Here is a 445-nt window from a genome sequence, read left to right on the forward strand (position 1 = left end):
TATCATCACAGGCTGGTGGCTATACGGGCCGTACGGCGCTCGCGGCTATCGATCTCTAAAGACGCGGTTCGATCAGATGCGGCGGTTGTTTGTTTTGTGTGAAGAGGCAGGAATACTGGCCAGCGAATTGAGCCGCTTTCCACGCGTATGCGAGGAAATCCCTGCCTTTCTTCATGCCTCAAGAAAGACTGAGTTTCTGTCGTTAATGCATGAGCTATACGCGTCTCGCAGCGCCGTAGGGTTTACTTTGCTGGATTCGGGCTCGCTAACCCGTCTGGCTGCGCTGTTTCCACCCCACCAAACAGCTCAAACACCGTACATTCCTCCACGTATTTGGCACTACCAAGTCACCAGGCTGCGAGAGTGTCTTGATGACTTCCTATCCCATCAACAACAAGTTGAAGCTTGTTACCGGTTCAGCATTGAGGCTTACGAACATAATCAT

At 51.7% G+C, this 445-nt stretch carries 1 protein-coding gene; it reads left to right on the forward strand.

Annotated features, from left to right (window positions below; translation table 11 throughout):
* A partial coding sequence (locus KMS84_RS43910; RefSeq protein ID WP_256921328.1) for a hypothetical protein occupies positions 1-445 on the forward strand: 445 nt, incomplete at both ends.

Origin of the sequence: Streptomyces hilarionis, assembly GCF_024539675.1 — a bacterium.
In the GTDB taxonomy this organism is placed as follows: Bacteria; Actinomycetota; Actinomycetes; order Streptomycetales; family Streptomycetaceae; genus Streptomyces; species Streptomyces hilarionis.